The 15,114-nt window shown below is 68.7% G+C and carries 17 protein-coding genes; 7 read left to right on the top strand and 10 right to left on the bottom strand.

Annotation, left to right across the window (positions count from 1 at the left end; translation table 11 throughout):
* The first annotated feature begins 96 nt into the window (after positions 1-96).
* Both AC6R2M_RS01670 and AC6R2M_RS01665 read left to right on the top strand, forming a co-directional pair.
* On the top strand, positions 97-1,497 hold the full coding sequence (locus AC6R2M_RS01670) for an ActS/PrrB/RegB family redox-sensitive histidine kinase (protein ID WP_500484863.1): 1,401 nt from the start codon (positions 97-99) through the stop codon (positions 1,495-1,497).
* A gap of 97 nt (positions 1,498-1,594) precedes the next feature.
* On the top strand, positions 1,595-2,176 hold the full coding sequence (locus AC6R2M_RS01665; protein WP_500484861.1) for an ActR/PrrA/RegA family redox response regulator transcription factor: 582 nt from the start codon (positions 1,595-1,597) through the stop codon (positions 2,174-2,176).
* 59 nt (positions 2,177-2,235) lie between these two features.
* Here AC6R2M_RS01665 and AC6R2M_RS01660 read toward each other — a convergent pair whose 3' ends face one another.
* Positions 2,236-2,733 carry an MmcB family DNA repair protein gene (locus tag AC6R2M_RS01660; RefSeq protein WP_500484859.1) on the bottom strand — a complete coding sequence of 166 codons (498 nt, stop codon included), beginning with the start codon at positions 2,731-2,733 and terminating at the stop codon, positions 2,236-2,238.
* 144 nt (positions 2,734-2,877) lie between these two features.
* Here AC6R2M_RS01660 and AC6R2M_RS01655 point away from each other — a divergent pair, with 144 nt between their 5' ends.
* Both AC6R2M_RS01655 and AC6R2M_RS01650 read left to right on the top strand, forming a co-directional pair.
* The gene (locus AC6R2M_RS01655) at positions 2,878-4,095 is read left to right on the top strand and encodes an MFS transporter (protein ID WP_500484857.1); all 1,218 of its coding nucleotides are present in this window, start codon (positions 2,878-2,880) and stop codon (positions 4,093-4,095) included.
* Positions 4,092-4,223: a hypothetical protein gene (locus tag AC6R2M_RS01650; protein ID WP_500484855.1), complete on the top strand. Its 132-nt coding sequence runs from the start codon at positions 4,092-4,094 to the stop codon at positions 4,221-4,223. The genes AC6R2M_RS01655 and AC6R2M_RS01650 overlap by 4 nt, the downstream gene beginning before the upstream one ends.
* Here AC6R2M_RS01650 and AC6R2M_RS01645 read toward each other — a convergent pair.
* From AC6R2M_RS01645 to ccmA, 6 genes are all read right to left on the bottom strand, one after another.
* Positions 4,220-4,804, bottom strand: coding sequence for a DsbE family thiol:disulfide interchange protein (locus AC6R2M_RS01645; protein WP_500484853.1), 585 nt, complete (start codon positions 4,802-4,804; stop codon positions 4,220-4,222). The genes AC6R2M_RS01650 and AC6R2M_RS01645 overlap by 4 nt on opposite strands.
* Positions 4,801-4,953 (bottom strand): heme exporter protein CcmD, encoded by a 153-nt coding sequence (gene ccmD, locus AC6R2M_RS01640; protein WP_500484851.1) that lies wholly within the window; start codon positions 4,951-4,953, stop codon positions 4,801-4,803. The genes AC6R2M_RS01645 and ccmD overlap by 4 nt, the downstream gene beginning before the upstream one ends.
* Before the next feature lie 2 nt (positions 4,954-4,955).
* Positions 4,956-5,711 carry a heme ABC transporter permease gene (locus tag AC6R2M_RS01635; protein WP_500484849.1) on the bottom strand — a complete coding sequence of 252 codons (756 nt, stop codon included), beginning with the start codon at positions 5,709-5,711 and terminating at the stop codon, positions 4,956-4,958.
* 151 nt (positions 5,712-5,862) lie between these two features.
* On the bottom strand, positions 5,863-6,321 hold the full coding sequence (locus AC6R2M_RS01630; RefSeq protein ID WP_500484847.1) for a GNAT family N-acetyltransferase: 459 nt from the start codon (positions 6,319-6,321) through the stop codon (positions 5,863-5,865).
* Positions 6,322-6,331: 10 nt separating this feature from the next.
* Complete coding sequence (gene ccmB / locus AC6R2M_RS01625; protein WP_500484845.1) at positions 6,332-6,985, bottom strand: heme exporter protein CcmB; 654 nt, start codon at positions 6,983-6,985, stop codon at positions 6,332-6,334.
* Entirely contained in the window at positions 6,985-7,650 is a 666-nt protein-coding gene (gene ccmA / locus AC6R2M_RS01620; RefSeq protein ID WP_500484843.1) for a heme ABC exporter ATP-binding protein CcmA, read from the bottom strand. The genes ccmB and ccmA overlap by 1 nt, the downstream gene beginning before the upstream one ends.
* Positions 7,651-7,996: 346 nt before the next feature.
* On the opposite strand from ccmA, the gene acnA reads away from it, so the two are divergent.
* From acnA to AC6R2M_RS01605, 3 genes are all read left to right on the top strand, one after another.
* Positions 7,997-10,759 (top strand): aconitate hydratase AcnA, encoded by a 2,763-nt coding sequence (gene acnA / locus AC6R2M_RS01615; RefSeq protein ID WP_500484841.1) that lies wholly within the window; start codon positions 7,997-7,999, stop codon positions 10,757-10,759.
* 91 nt (positions 10,760-10,850) lie between these two features.
* On the top strand, positions 10,851-11,690 hold the full coding sequence (locus AC6R2M_RS01610) for a DUF1223 domain-containing protein (protein WP_500484839.1): 840 nt from the start codon (positions 10,851-10,853) through the stop codon (positions 11,688-11,690).
* A 141-nt stretch (positions 11,691-11,831) separates the two neighbouring features.
* On the top strand, positions 11,832-12,245 hold the full coding sequence (locus AC6R2M_RS01605; protein WP_500484837.1) for a DUF2794 domain-containing protein: 414 nt from the start codon (positions 11,832-11,834) through the stop codon (positions 12,243-12,245).
* 6 nt (positions 12,246-12,251) lie between these two features.
* Here the strand turns inward: AC6R2M_RS01605 and AC6R2M_RS01600 are convergent, their stop codons facing one another.
* The 3 genes from AC6R2M_RS01600 to AC6R2M_RS01590 all read right to left on the bottom strand — a co-directional run bounded on the left by AC6R2M_RS01600 (position 12,252) and on the right by AC6R2M_RS01590 (position 15,091).
* The gene (locus AC6R2M_RS01600) at positions 12,252-13,472 is read right to left on the bottom strand and encodes a sensor domain-containing phosphodiesterase (RefSeq protein WP_500484835.1); all 1,221 of its coding nucleotides are present in this window, start codon (positions 13,470-13,472) and stop codon (positions 12,252-12,254) included.
* A 142-nt stretch (positions 13,473-13,614) separates the two neighbouring features.
* Positions 13,615-14,172 carry a GNAT family N-acetyltransferase gene (locus tag AC6R2M_RS01595; RefSeq protein ID WP_500484833.1) on the bottom strand — a complete coding sequence of 186 codons (558 nt, stop codon included), beginning with the start codon at positions 14,170-14,172 and terminating at the stop codon, positions 13,615-13,617.
* Between the two features lie 139 nt (positions 14,173-14,311).
* On the bottom strand, positions 14,312-15,091 hold the full coding sequence (locus tag AC6R2M_RS01590) for a Bax inhibitor-1/YccA family protein (protein WP_500484831.1): 780 nt from the start codon (positions 15,089-15,091) through the stop codon (positions 14,312-14,314).
* Positions 15,092-15,114 lie beyond the last annotated feature (23 nt).

Below are 15,114 nucleotides of genomic sequence, written 5' to 3'. Positions count from 1 at the left end.
CGGCCCGCCACGTCACGCACGAATTTGACGAGCCAGGCCGACGTCCCGGTCGCGAGCCTCTGTGCGAAAGGCTTACGGCATCTACTTCTAGTCCCCATGTCGAGCCTTGCCGTCGCCCCCTCCTGGAGTTCCGCGCTCGGGCGCCTCGTGTCGCCCGTCAGGGAGAGCCAGCGCATGCGCGCGGCGACCCTGGTGCGGTTGCGGTGGGTGTCCGTGGCCGGGCAGGTCGCGGCCTGCATCTTCGTCGCCTGGGGGTTGTGGTTCCCCTACCCCGTCCTCGCCTGCCTCGGCCTGATCGCCCTTTCGGCGGCGCTGAACGTCGCCCTGACGCTCCGCTTCCGCCACAGCCACCGGCTGTCCTCGCGCACCGCAGGACTGATCCTGCTCTTCGACGTGCTGCAGCCCTCCGGCCTGATGTTCCTGACCGGCGGTCTGACCAATCCCTTCGCGCTCTTCCTCATCCTGCCGGCGATCGTCGCCGCCGCGACGCAGCCGGCGATCACGGTGGTCGGCCTGTCCTTAGTCGCGATCGCGTCGGCGAGCGTCCTCACCTTCGTCCACCTGCCGCTACCCTGGATTCCGGGCCACTCGCTCGATCTGCCCGCGATCTATCTCGGCGGCCTGTGGTTCTCGCTCGTGACGACGATCCTCTTCGCCACCGTCTACGTCTATCGCGTCGCGGCCGAAGCGCGGGCCGTGTCGGACGCGCTGGCGGCGACGGAGCTTGTCCTGCAGCGCGAACAGCACCTCTCCGCGCTGGACGGGCTGGCGGCGGCGGCCGCGCACGAGCTCGGCACGCCGCTCGCCACCATCTCGCTCGTCGCCAAGGAGATGGGCCGGGCCTCGCCGCCGGGCGATCCGATGCGCGAGGACATCGATCTCCTCATCGCGCAGTCCGAGCGCTGCCGCGACATCCTCAGGCGCCTTTCCAGCCTCCCCTCCTCCTCGGAGGAGCACATGGCGCAGCTGGCCCTGACCTCGCTCGTCGACGAAGCGGTCTCGCCGCATCTGGACATGGGGATCGAGGTGGACACCGTGATCCGCGAACGCCAGGGCGAGGAGCCGACGATCCGCCGGAACGCCGGCATCTCCTACGGTCTCGGCAACATCATCGAGAACGCCGTCGATTTCGCTCGAGGCCGCGTCCTCGTCGAGACCCGCTGGACGGCCGAGCGCGTGACGATCACGATCACCGACGACGGACCGGGCTTCTCGTCCGAATCGCTGGCGCGGATCGGCGACCCTTATCTCTCTCGCCGGGAACGTCCGACGGGCTCGTCCGGCGGCGGGCTCGGCCTCGGGCTCTTCATCGCCAAGACGCTTCTGGAACGCTCCGGCGCCTCGATCGACTTCGGCAACCGTCCGCGTGAGGCCGGGAGGGGCGCGCGTGTGGAGATCGCCTGGCCGCGCGAGGTGCTGGCCCTGCCGGCCACCGATCGGGCGGGCGCGCGCCGGCTCGAGGCGGTCGAAGCCAGCGACGCGCTTCCCGCGCAATAGGGCGCCGGCTCCGTTCCGCGTGAGCCGGCACGCCCGAAAGACGTTGATCACGGCCACCGAAATTCCCATCTTGGTCGAAAACAAGGGACGCTGACCAATGAGCCTTGCCCAGCAGGCGACCGCCGGTTCCAGATTCGAGTCCGGCGCGTCCGCCGCCCATCAGTCCATTCTCCTCGTCGACGACGACAAGGCCTTCCTGACGCGACTGGCGCGGGCCTTCGAAACCCGCGGCTACCATGTGCGAACCGCCGAGGACGTTCCCGAAGGACTGGCCGCCATTGCCTCCGACCCCCCGTCCTATGCGGTGGTCGACATGCGGCTCGGCGCCGGCAACGGTCTGGAGATCGTCGAGGCGCTCCAGACGCGCAGCCCCGACACCAAGGCGGTCGTGCTGACGGGCTACGGCAACATCGCGACCGCCGTGCGCGCGGTGAAGCTCGGCGCGGTCGATTATCTCGCCAAGCCGGCCGATGCGGACGAGATCGTCGCGGCGCTGAACCGGACGCCGGGCGAGAAGATCGATCTTCCCGAAAACCCGATGTCGGCCGACCGCGTGCGATGGGAGCACATCCAGCGCGTCTACGAACTGTGCGACCGGAACGTCTCGGAGACGGCCCGGCGCCTCTCCATGCATCGCCGTACGCTCCAGCGCATCCTCGCCAAGCGCGCACCGCGCTGAAGGCCGACCCGGATCGCATCGTCCGACGCCGAAGCGATTGCGCTTCGGCCGGACATGACTCACTCCTCGACGAGCCCGGTCATGTACGGGTTCGCCGCCCATTCGGCCTGCTGCAGCCGGTCGGCGGCAATGCGCGCGAAGCGAAGCGTCAGGGCCTTGCGCGTCGCGGGCGCCAGCCGATGCTCGGGCGCCTCGCGCAGGAGCTCGGCGCCGTAGCCGTCCGAGACGATCAGCCCGCATTCCTCCGGGAAGATGTCCGGAGGCACGCCGGGATGGGTAGCGAAGAACAGCCGGTCGCAATGCTGCCGGTACTCCGGCCATTTGCGGTCCACGCGGAAGTCCTCGATCGACGTCTTGATCTCCACGATCGTGAACTCGCCCTTCTCCGACAGGCAGATGAGATCCGCCCGCCGCCCCGAGACGAGCGGAAACTCGGGAAGCGCGGAGACGCGCCGCGCGATCAGAAGGCGCTGGACGCCTCGGCGGACCATCATGGCCCGTGCCGACTGACGCCCGTCGACCAGTGGCTCGTGAGGAATGGGGGACACGATCGGCATGCGATTCGGGTAACGCCGAATCACGGGGCGAATCAAGCACGAAAGGCGAACAGGTCCGGACTCGTTCGGCTCACTTAGAGCCTCGCGCAGCGGACGAAACCGGAATATGGTCCAGGTTCCCGCTTTTGGAACGGCCACCCGCCCATGTCGCCACAGACCTTCGTCCGCAGCCCGTGGATCGTGCTTGCCTGCGCGGCGACCATCGTCACCATCGCCATGGGCGTGCGCCAGTCCTTCGGGCTGTTCCTGCGCCCGATCGAGTTCGACATCGGCGTCGGCCGCGAGGCCTTCGGGCTCGCCATCGCCATCCAGAACCTGATCCTCGGCCTCGCCCAGCCCTTCGTCGGCGCCTTGGCGGACCGGCACGGGGCGGGCCGCGTCGCGGCGGCGGGCGCGCTGCTCTATACGGCGGCGCTTGCGCTCGGCGCCTACAGCGGCTCGGCGCTCGGCCTCAACATCACCATCGGCTTCCTGACGGGCCTCGCGATGACGGGCGTCACCTTCGTCGTCGTCATCGGCGCGGCGGCCCGCGCCGTTCCGCCCGAGAAGCGCGGGCTCGCCACCGGCATCGTCACCGCCGGCGGCTCCTTCGGCCAGTTCCTCGTCGTTCCCGTCGCGCAGGGGCTGATCGCCGAGTTCGGCTGGCGCGAGACTCTGATGATCTTCGCCGGCCTCACCGCCACCATGGCCGCGCTCGCGATCGGCATCTCCGGCCGCCCCGCCGCCAAGGCCAACGCAGGCCCCGCGCAAAGCTTCGGCGAGGCGCTGCGCGAGGCGGGCGGGCACTCCGGCTTCTGGCTTCTCAACATCGGCTTCTTCGTCTGCGGCTTCCACGTCGCCTTCGTCGCGACGCATCTTCCGGCCTTCCTCTCCGACAGCGGGCTCGATCCCTCGATCGGCGCGCGGGCCCTGGCGCTGATCGGGCTCTTCAACATCTTCGGCTCCTACGTCTTCGGCATGTCGGCCGACCGGCTGCGCAAGAAGTACGTGCTCTGCTTCATCTATCTCGCGCGCGCGGTGACGATGGCGATCTTTCTCGCTCTCCCCTTCACGCCGCTCTCGGCGACGCTCTTCGCCTGCGCCATGGGCTTCTTCTGGCTCGGCACCGTGCCGCTGACCAGCGGGCTCGTCGGCCAGATCTTCGGGGTTCGCTATCTCTCGACGCTCTTCGGCATCGTCTTCATGTTCCACCAGATCGGCGCCTTCTTCGGCGCCTGGGGCGCCGGCCTCGCCTATGCCTGGACGGGCTCCTACGACTGGGCCTGGACGGCCTCGATCGCGCTCGCCATCATCGCGGGGCTCGTCAACTGGCCGATCCGGGACGCGCCGCTGGCTCGGCTTTCGATGGAGGGTGCGCGATGATCGTCTCGAAGCGGACCTCGGTCCTGCTCCACGGCGCGGCCGTCCTCGCCATCGTCCTCGGCCTCTGGGCCTGGGACGCGCACGGCGCCGACATCTGGCGCGACGGCATCTTCTCGTTCTGCGTCTAGGAGGCGGGCGCGAGGGCTCCGTCCAGCACCGGCATCAGCCCGTCGCGGATCGAGTTGTCGGACAAGGGGCCGGTGTGCTTCCACAGGATCGTGCCGTCCGGCGAGACCAGGAAGGTCTCCGGCACGCCGTAGACGCCCCAGTCGATCGTCGCCGAGCCCGTGCCGTCCACCCCGACCTCGGCGAAGGGATTGCCGAGTTCGGTCAAGAAGTCCAGCGCCTGCTCGGGCCGGTCCTTGTAGTTGATCGCGACGAGATCGAGCCGGGGGTCCTCCCCCAGCGCCATCAGGGCCGGATGCTCGACGCGGCAGGGGCCGCACCAGGACGCGAAGACGTTGACGAGCACCGGTCGGCCGGTGCCGCCCTCGGGCAGGTTCAGGCCCGGCCGGTCGAGGCCGTCGAGCGCGGGAAGGCTCGTGGGCGGCGCCTCCCGGCCGATCAGGACGGAGGGCAGCGCCTGCGGGTCGCGGCCCGACATCAGCTGCGTCAGGAAGAGGACCGCCAGCGCGCCGAAGACGACGACCGGCAGAAGTGCGAGAATGGGCCGGCGCCGACGCGCCGGGGCCTCGTCGCCGGCGCTCAAGGCCGCGGCCTCCTTCGCTCGGCCTCGAGCCGCTCCAGCCGTCGCCTGGCCGCGCGGGAATCGATCAGAACCCATCCCGCCAGCGCCACGAGCGCGAGGCCGGAGACGCCGTAGGCCGCGGCCACATAGGCGAGATAGGGATCGGCCATCGTCAGCCCTCCACCCCGCGCGCGGCGCGGCGCGAGAGCGCATGGATGCGACGGCGGCGGATTTCGGTGCGCATGCCCGTCAGATGCAGGGCGAAGAACATGAGCGAGACGCCCAAGGCCGTGAGGAGCAGCGGCGTCAGATAGACCGCCGGCATGGCCGGGCCGGCGACACGCAGAACGCTCGCCGGCTGATGCAGCGTGTTCCACCAGTCGACCGAGAACTTGATGATCGGCAGGTTCACGAGGCCGACGAGAACGAGGATCGCCGAGGGTCGTCCGGCGCGCGCCGGATCGTCGAAGGCGCGCGTCAGGCCGATCAGCCCGAGATACATGAGGAAGAGGACGAAGACGCTCGTCAGCCGGGCATCCCAGACCCACCACGTGCCCCACATCGGCCGACCCCAGACCGAACCGGTGAACAGCGCGAGCGCGGTGAAGACCGCGCCGATCGGCGCGGCGGCCTTGATCGCGACCTCGGCCAGCGGATGGCGCCAGACGAGCACGCCGAGCGCCGAAACGCTCATCACCGCCCAGACCATCATCGAGGCCCAGGCGAAGGGCACGTGGACGAACATGATCCGCACCGTCGAGCCCTGCTGGTAGTCCGGCGGGACCGAGAGACCGAGCGTCACGCCGGCGGCGAGGACGAGGAGCGCCAGACCGTAGGCATAGGGCTGCACCGTGCCCGACAGGCCCATGAAGCGTGTCGGGTTGGCGAGCGCTGAAACGCTCCAGCCTTTTGCGGCGATGTCGCTCATGCGAGGCGTTCTACAGCATCGGCCCGAAAATCGGAATCGATTTTCGGAAAGCCTGATGCGCAGATTCAAAGAGTTGGAGCGACCCTTGTGCCTCCGAACGGGCGCACGGCGCTCTGCTGCCTCTTCGTTCCGCCCGCAATCGAGGCGCGGGTCACGACGCTTGCGGCGCGAGCGGCGAGCGCGGCGGCTTGCCGCCGATCCACTGCGCCATGCCGATCGAGGCCGGCATCACCGGCTGGAAGCCGAACTGCGCGTAGAGATGGTGCGCGTCGCCGTCGGCGATGAGGCTGACATAGGCGCTCTTCGGCGCGCGCGTGGTCAGCTCCTCCATCAGGGCGGCGAAGATCGCCTTGCCGAGCCCCCGCCCCTGTTCGCCCGGCTCCACCGCCATGTCGACGATCTGGAAATGGCAGCCCCCGTCGCCGATGACGCGGCCCATGGCGACCGTGCGCCCGTCCCGGACGATCACGGCCGAGGCCCAGGAGTTCGGCAACCCGAGCGCGGCGGCCTCTTCCGTCTTGGTCGAGAGCCCGGTGATCTCGCGCAGCCGGCGGAAGTCCTCGATCGAGGGAATCTCGCGTCGCAGTTCGTATCCGTCCGGCAGGGGCATCGTCGGTCCTTCAGTCGTCGAGGGCGCGGAGCGCGGCGGCGGCGGCCAGGGGGCCGATGACCGCGAAGAGGAGGGAAAGCGCGGCGAGGATCATCAGGGGCGCCGCGAAGGGCACGCCCGGCTCGCTCAGGCCGCGCGCGGCGGAGACCCCGAAGATCAGGACCGGGATGGCGAGCGGCAGGACGAGGACGGAGACGAGCAGGCCGCCGCGCGGCAGCGAGACGGCGAGCGCGGCCCCGACGGCCCCGATGAAGACGAGGGCGGGCGTGCCGAGGAGAAGCGAGAGCGCGACGCCCGCGAGCGCCTTCGGCTCCAGCGCCAGGAACAGGCCGAGGACGGGGCTGGCCGCCACGAGCGGCAGCACCGCCCCGCACCAGAGCGCGGCGCATTTGGCGAGAACGCAGAGCGCCACCGGCGACGGGCCGATGATGAGAAGGTCGAGCGTCCCGTCCTCGCGGTCGGCCTGGAACAGCCGGTCGAGGGAGAGGAGCGTGGCGAGAAGCGCGCCGACCCAGAGGATGCCCGGCCCGACGCGCGCCAGAAGCGGCAGATCGGGGCCGACGGCGAAGGGAAGCGTCGCGACGAGGGCGAGGAAGAACACGAGGCCCGTCGCCGCCCCGCCGGAGAGATGCGCGCGAAGATCGCGCAGGAAGAGCGCCGCCATCAGACCCTCACCGGCTGCATCGCGACGTTTGCGGGCGCGGAGAGGTCGAGCGCGCGGGCCTCGATGCCGAGCGGCTGGTGGGTTGCGGCGACGAGGAGGCCGCCGCTCTCCAGATGAGCCTGCGCCATGGCGGAGAAGCGCGAGCGCGAGCGCTCGTCGAGGGCGCCGGTCGGCTCGTCCAGAAGCCAGACGGGTCGGCGGACGAGGAGGAGCCGGGCGAGCGCCGCGCGGCGCTGCTGACCGGCGGAGAGATGGCCGACGAGAAGCTCGGCGAGCGAAGCGAGCCCGACTGCCTCCAGCGCCCTCGCGACGTCTCGTTCGGTCTCTCTCGTCGGCGCACCCAAATGCCGGTGCCAGAAGGCGAGATTGTCCCGGAGCGTCCGTCCGGCCTTCAACGCGTTGCGGTGCCCGAGATAGTGCGCCGCCTCGCCGATGCGCACGGCGGGCTCGCCGTCGGAGGCGAGCGCGCCCTCGATGCGGACCGAGCCGGAGAAGGGCGGCAGGAGGCCGGCGAGCGTCCGCAGGAGGGTGGACTTGCCGCTGCCGTTCGCCCCGGTCAGAACCAGGGCCTCCCCGGCCGACAGGGTCAGGTCCAGCGGCTGCGACAGGGCTTCGCCTGAGCGCCCCGTCGCCAGTCTCTCGCAGATGATCCGGACTGCGGCCATGCCGTTACGATCGTCGCTCCGGACGTTTCCATGGGCCCTTCTTGTTGGTCGATGAAGCGAAAGGCAAGGGAGCGGGCGGCGGCCGATCCATCGACCCCGCGTTTTTGTATACGAGGGCGTCCAGACCCCTTTATAGCGATTACAAACTTGCCTATAAGGCGACCAACCACGCCAGCGACCGGCGCGGATGTCATAGCGCCGATCTCATGTGGCCTTCACAAAGGCCGCGAGGCGGACGGGCGGAAATGGTCGTACCCGCATCTTCCGGCAGCCCGGGCCACTCGGCCAGGGCGTGCAGGGCGTTCGCCTTTCGGACACCACTTGGTTCGGGAAGGAATGAGAGCCCATGTCTGAGACGCATCCGGACAGCTTCAAGAGCCGCAAGGTTCTGACCGTCGATGGTCGCGACTACGTCTATTACGACCTCAAGGAAGCCGAGAAGAACGGGCTGACCGGCGCCTCGCGCCTGCCCTTCTCCATGAAGGTGCTCCTGGAGAACCTCCTGCGCAACGAGGACAACCGGACGGTCAAGGCCGACGACGTCCGCGCGGCCGTCCGCTGGGTCGAGGATCGCGGCTCGGCCGGCCACGAGATCGCCTACCGCCCCGCGCGCGTCCTGATGCAGGACTTCACGGGCGTTCCGGCCGTCGTTGACCTCGCCGCCATGCGCGACGCCTCGCAGAAGCTCGGCGCCGACCCCAAAAAGATCAACCCGCTGGTGCCGGTCGACCTCGTCATCGACCACTCGGTCATGGTCGACTATTTCGGCCAGCCGGACGCGTTCGAGAAGAACGTGAAGGTCGAGTACGACCGCAACGGCGAGCGCTACACCTTCCTGCGCTGGGGCCAGGAAGCCTTCCAGAACTTCCGCGTCGTTCCTCCCGGCACCGGCATCTGCCACCAGGTGAACCTGGAATATCTGTCGCAGACCGTCTGGACGCGCGAGGAGAACGGCGAGACCGTCGCCTATCCCGACACGCTGGTCGGCACCGATTCGCACACGACCATGGTCAACGGCCTGTCCGTCCTCGGCTGGGGCGTCGGCGGCATCGAGGCCGAGGCGGTCATGCTCGGCCAGCCGATCTCCATGCTCATCCCCGAGGTCGTCGGCTTCCGCGTGGAAGGCCGCCTGCCGGAGGGCACGACGGCGACCGACCTCGTCCTGACCGTCACGCAGATGCTGCGCAAGCACGGCGTCGTCGGCAAGTTCGTCGAGTTCTACGGCCCCGGCCTGTCGAACCTGACGCTCGAGGATCAGGCGACCATCGCCAACATGGCGCCGGAATACGGCGCGACCTGCGGCTTCTTCCCGGTCGACAAGGACACCATCGCCTATCTGCGCGCGACCGGCCGCGACGAGCACCGCATCGCGCTCGTCGAAGCCTACTCCAAGGCGCAGGGCATGTTCCGCGAGGACGGCGCCGAGGATCCGGTCTTCTCGTCCACGCTCTCGCTCGACCTCTCGACCGTCGTGCCTTCGCTGGCCGGCCCGAAGCGCCCGCAGGACCGCGTCGCGCTGACCGACGCCGCCTCGCAGTTCGAGAAGGCGCTGGCCGAGCTCCAGGGCGGGCGCAAGCAGTCCGCCGTGGCCAAGTCCGCCGAGGACGCGCGCTACATGGCCGAGGGTGCGAACCAGGCCGGGCAGACGCCGGAGACCTCGCGCTACGAGGTGAAGGGCGCGGACCACGGCATCGCCGACGGCGACGTCGTGATCGCGGCCATCACCTCCTGCACCAACACGTCGAACCCGAACGTGCTCGTCGCCGCCGGCCTTCTGGCCCGCAAGGCGGCCGAGAAGGGCCTGAAGCCCAAGCCCTGGGTGAAGACCTCGCTGGCGCCGGGCTCGCAAGTGGTGACCGAGTATCTCGAGAAGGCCGGGCTCCAGAAGGATCTGGACGCCATGGGCTTCAACCTCGTCGGCTACGGCTGCACGACCTGCATCGGCAATTCCGGCCCGCTGCCGGAGGCGATCTCCGAGGCGATCAACCAGAACGACCTCGTGGCCGTCTCGGTGCTGTCGGGCAACCGCAACTTCGAGGGCCGCGTGAACCCGGACGTGCGGGCGAACTACCTCGCCTCGCCGCCGCTCGTCGTCGCCTATGCGATCGCCGGCTCGATGTTCGTGGACGTCACCAAGGACTCGCTCGGCAAGGACAGCCAGGGCAACGACGTCTATCTGAAGGACATCTGGCCCTCCACGCAGGAGATCGCCGAGATCGTCCGCAAGACGGTGACGCGCGACCTCTTCGAGACCCGCTATTCGGACGTCTTCAAGGGCGACGAGCACTGGCGCAAGATCGACGTCTCGGGCGGCCTCACCTACGATTGGGACGACCGTTCCACCTACGTGCAGAACCCGCCCTACTTCGAGGGCATGGGCATGGAGCCGAAGCCCGTCGAGGACATCCACGGCGCGCGCATCCTGGCGCTCCTGCTCGACTCGATCACGACCGACCACATCTCCCCGGCCGGCTCGATCAAGGCGAACGGCCCGGCGGGCGAGTATCTCGTCAGCCACCAGGTCCGCCCGGTGGACTTCAACTCCTACGGCGCGCGTCGCGGCAACCATCAGGTCATGATGCGCGGCACCTTCGCCAACATCCGCATCAAGAACCAGATGCTGGACGGCGTCGAAGGCGGCGTGACGAAGCACTTCCCGTCCGGTGAGCAACTGCCGATCTACGACGCGGCGATGCGCTACCAGGAGGAGGGCGTGCCGCTCGTGGTCCTGGCCGGCAAGGAGTACGGCTCGGGCTCCTCGCGCGACTGGGCGGCCAAGGGCACGATGCTGCTCGGCGTGCGCGCCGTGATCGCGGAGAGCTTCGAGCGCATCCACCGCTCCAACCTCGTCGGCATGGGCATCGCGCCCTTCGTCTTCGCGGAGGAAGGCACGTCCTGGAAGTCACTGGGTCTCAAGGGTGACGAGAAGATCACCATCGAGGGCCTGACCGAGGTCCAGCCGCGCCAGCGGATGGACGCCGTGATCGAACGCGCCGATGGCTCCAAGCAGAGCGTCCCGCTGCTCTGCCGCATCGATACGCTGGACGAGCTCGACTACTATCGAAACGGCGGCATCCTGCACTACGTGCTGCGCAAGCTGGCCGCGTAATCGAGAGACGGGAGGCGCGCATCGGTTCGCGCGCCTCCCGTCACCGTCAATTGACTGGTCGGCAGCCCGGTCCGCATACTAAGCTTGCCTGATGAGCCGAGAACAAGCGAAGCGCCTTACGGGCCCGAGCCCGTCGCGCCTCCGTCGCCTCCTCTGGGCGCCGGCCGCCTTCGCGCTCGCGGCGCTCTGTCTCCTCGCTCCCGCCTCGAAGGCCGAGCCTCCCCTCGAACCCGACAGGGTCGCGTCCTCGCGTTCGATCGACGGGGTCGTCGAGCTCTTCACCAGCCAGGGCTGCGCCTCCTGCCCGCAGGCGGATGCGACGCTGACGGAGCTGGCTGCGAACGAGCGCCTTCTGACCCTCTCCTACCATGTCGACTATTGGGACTATATCGGCTGGAAGGACCCGCTCGGATCGCAGCGCAATTCGGAGCGCCAGAAGGCATACGCCAAGGCGATCGGCCATCGGTCCGTCTTCACGCCGCAGATGATCGTCAACGGCGAGCACGACATCGAGCCGCTCGAACGCCCCTCGGTCGATGCCGCGCTGGCGCTGGACGCGCTTCCCGAACGCTCCCGGGCCGCCGAGTTGCGCCTGTCCCGGATCGGATCGACGCTTCACATCGAGGCGGACGCGCCGCCCGAGGCCGAAGGCCACGGCCAGATCGTCCTCATCCTCGTCACCTATCGCGAAAGCACGGTCACGAGCGTCGAGCGCGGCGACAATGCCGGCCGGGATCTGGTCAACAGCCATTCGGTCCGCGACTGGCAGGTGGTGGGCAAGATGAACGGCAAGTCGATCGAGCTGGACCTGCCCGTCGCCGCCCTGGCGGGCGCCGAAGGCGGCGAGACCGGCTCCGCGGTGCTTCTCCAGGCGATGGACGAGGACGGGCTTCCCGGTCCGATCCTCGCGGCGGCGGTCCTGCCCCTATGAGGCCTCGGCCTCCCCGAGCGCCCGCAACCTCGGCCGGACTGAAGCGTTTGCGATCCATGCCGCGCATGGGCGGCTTTCGCGCCGGCGGGTCCGTCGATTCCATGACGATCCCGGTAGGCAAAGCGCCCGTTTGGTGAGACGATGAAGACGCTGGGGCGCGAAAGCCTCCGCGAGAATGCGAAGGGGCTTTCCGGTTTGAGTTTCGATGCCGCTTCCGGTCCGGTCGATCTCGCTCAGGTCAGGCGCGAGAACGCCAGCCCGATCGTCTCCTTCGATCGGCGCGAACTCTCCGAGATCCTGCGCGTCTACGGACGGATGGTGGCCGCCGGCGAATGGCGCGACTACGCCATCGACATGCTGAAAGACCGCGCCGTCTTCTCGATCTTCCGCCGCTCCTCGGAGATGCCGATCTTCCGCGTGGAGAAGAACCCGAAGCTCGCCAGGCGCCAGGGCGCCTACAGCGTTATCGCGGCCGGCGGTCTGGTGATGAAGCGCGGGACGGATCTCGCGCAGGTGCTGCGCGTCTTCGACAAGGCCCTGCGCGTCGTCGACTGAAGCGCTTCAGGCCGCCGCGCTCGTCGGCTCGACGCGATGCGGCAGCGCGGCCGGGCGCCCCAGGAGATATCCCTGTCCCCGGTGGATCCCGAGGCCCTTCAACGTCTCCAGTTCGCCCTGAGTCTCGATGCCCTCCGCGACGACCGTCGCGCCCGTCTCCCGGCCGTAATAGACCATGGCGCTCGCCAATGCCCGCCGCGCCCGATCCTCGTCGATCCCGCGCGTCAGGCTCATATCCATCTTGATGATGTCGGGCGCGATCTGGACGATGTGGCGCAGCCCCGAGAAGCCCGCGCCCGCGTCGTCGACCGCGACCTTCACGCCCTTCTCCGCCAGCGGATCGAGCGCGGCGCGCAGCAATTCGTAATCGTCCACCTGCGCATGTTCGGTGATCTCGACCACCGTCCGATCGAGGAAGCGCGGGTCGAGCCCCTCTTCGAGACGGCCGGACGTCACGAGGGACGGCGATGCGTTCACCGACAGGCTCGCGTCCGCCGGCAGGAGGGGGAAGGCGACGATCGCGGCCCTGATCGCGGCGATCTCCAGCTCGAGGCCGAGCCCGACCGCCTCCGCATCGGCGAACCAGAGGTCGGGGGTGCGATAGGGCTCGGCGCGAAAGCGCGTCAGCGCTTCGAAGGACATCGTCCGCATGGAGGCCAGATCGACGATCGGCTGATAGACGATCGAGAAGTCTCCCGCTTCGATGACGGCCTCCACCGCCCGGCGCCGGGCACGATGGCCCTCCGCCTCTTCCAATTCCACGTGAAGCTGGCGCGTCGCGAGTCCGGCAAAGACCCGCATCATCTCCAGGTCGCGCTCGTTCAGCGTCGGGTTCGGGTTCGGCGAGAGACAGCAGAACATGCCGTAGGGCCGGCCGTCGGGATAGCGGATCGGAACGGAGGCATGCGAGCCGATCGGCACCGCGCCGGTGATCGGCATGGAGAGCGCGAGCGGCTCGGCCAGGGTGTCCGGGATCAGCTCGGGGAGCCGCCCCTCCAGGATGTGGTTGCAGTAGACGTCGTCGAGGCTCTGGCTGTCGCCCGGCTTGATGAGATGTTCCAGCCCGGGCGCGTCCACCCGGCGGAAGACCGTCCGATCGCCGACGAACTCGGAGAAATAGGCGATCTCCATCTTCAGATGCGAGCGAACGGCGGACAGCGCGTCCTGGATCACGTCCGTGCCCGCACCCGTCGACTGCATGGCCGCGATCGTGCCGATACCGCTCATCCTCACCCTCCCGCCGCTATGACGCTTCTGATCTAACGGGCGGCGGGATAAGGCTTCCTGAAGGTCGCACACGCGGCGGATGAGGGGCGCGAGGCTCACGCCACTTGCAGGGGGGCCTTTCGCCTTCAAAGGTGCCGGATGCCTAACGAAGCGTTCCGGGATAGGCGCTCTCGTCGGGCGGCGTCTCCCTGCCTTCGCCCAGAGAGCGCTGCATCAGGAGCGTGTCCAGCCAACGGCCGAACTTGAAGCCCGAGCCCTTGAAGACCCCGATGCGCTCGAAGCCGGCCTTCTCGTGGACGCGGATCGAAGGCGTGTGGTCGGAACCGCCGATGACGGCGATCATCTGGCGGAACCCGGCGGCCTCGCTAAGTTCGAGGAGCCGCTCCAACAGGATCAGCCCCAGCCCCTGCCCCTTGGCGTCGGGGTGGACATAGATCGAATCCTCGACCGACCATCGATAGGCCGGCCGCGCCCTGAACGGCCCGGCATAGGCGTATCCGACGACCGCGCCCGAGCCGTCGCAGGCGACGATATAGGGGTAGGACTGACGCGTCAGCGTATCGAACCGGGCCAACATCTCCGCCTGGGAGGGCGGATCGAGCTCGAAGGAGGCGGTGCCGTTCAGGACCGCGTGTTCATAGATCCGGGCGATGGCCGGAATGTCGTCCGCGACGGCGGGGCGAAGGGCGTGGGCGCTCATGACGGAAACGATCCTTGAACCGGCGCGACGGACTTCGCAAGCCGGCGCGCCGGCTTCTCCTCCTCTGGCGCTGCGGACAAACGAAAAGGGCGGCCCGAAGGCCGCCCCTTGCATCCGATCCGAACTCGCGCCGGCCCGCTTACTCGCGGTTGCCGAAGAGCTGCAGCAGGAACATGAACATGTTGATGAAGTTCAGGTACAGCGACAGCGCTCCCATCAGAGCCTTGCGGCCCGCGACCAGCACGTCGTCGCCCTCGAAATACATCTCCTTGATGCGCTGCGTGTCGTAGGCGGTGAGGCCGGCGAAGACGAGCACGCCGATCACCGACACGGCGAAGCCGAGCGCCGACGACTGCAGGAAGATGTTGACGACCATGGCGATGACGACGCCGATCAGGCCCATGAACAGGAAGGTGCCCATGCCCGACAGGTCGCGCTTGGTCGTGTAGCCGAAGAGCGACAGCGCGCCGAAGGAGGCCGCGGTGATGAAGAAGACCTGGACGATCGACTCCTGCGTGAAGACGAGGAAGATCGTCGAGAGCGACAGGCCGACCAGGGCCGCGTAGCTCCAGAAGGTCGCCTGCGCGGCCGCGAGGCTCATCCTGTGGATGCGGAAGGAGAGGAAGAAGACGAGCGCCAGCGGGGCGAGCATCAGCACCCAGCGCAGCGGCGAGGTGAAGACGGTGACGCCCAGCGGGGTCAGCCAGAGGTCCGGACGCACCTGCGCCCCGCCCTCGACCGGCACGCCCGAGGTCGCTGCCATGTAGAGACCGTAGGCGGCGACGCCCGTGATGGCGAGGCCGGCCATCATGTAGTTGTAGACCCGCAGCATGTAGCTGCGCAGGCCCTCGTCGATTGCCGCGTCGGTCCGGCTGCCCGCAGCCGGGACGCGCGCTCCGTAGTTGCGATAATCAGCCATTGTGATGGTTCCCTTTCTGCGTG

The organism is Aureimonas sp. CAS (assembly GCF_059838215.1).
Note: the sequence above shows the minus strand (reverse complement) of the source record. Positions and strands in the feature narration are given on the sequence as shown.